This is a genomic window from Bacillus sp. SIMBA_031, assembly GCF_046535225.1.
Taxonomy (GTDB): Bacteria; Bacillota; Bacilli; order Bacillales; family Bacillaceae; genus Bacillus; species Bacillus velezensis.
On record NZ_JAWRXC010000370.1, the window covers coordinates 1 to 262 of the forward strand.

Genomic DNA, 262 nt, shown 5'->3' on the forward strand with positions numbered 1-262 from the left:
TGGGAGCACAAAGCAGGACCGGGACCACCGGCGCGATGAGCATAGAGCCATGCGAAACAAGCGTCGTGCGCATATGCTGACGTGCGAGGAGCCGCCACTGTCGGCGCACATTGGCGAACGTCTTATCGAGATCGTTGCGTTCTTCTTCCTCGCCACCCAAAAGGGCGATGCTCTCACCATTCTCGCGGACACGGGTAAGGGTATACCTAAATTCCGCTTCAACCTGATTTTTTGCTTCGGAGACCCGAACGAACCGCCTCCC

At 57.6% G+C, this 262-nt stretch carries 1 protein-coding gene; it reads right to left on the minus strand.

All coding sequences use genetic code 11. The annotated features are described in order from the left end of the window. Positions 1 to 262, minus strand: a 262-nt coding sequence (locus SB724_RS20670) for a hypothetical protein (RefSeq protein ID WP_410572800.1), incomplete at both ends; no start/stop codon positions are given.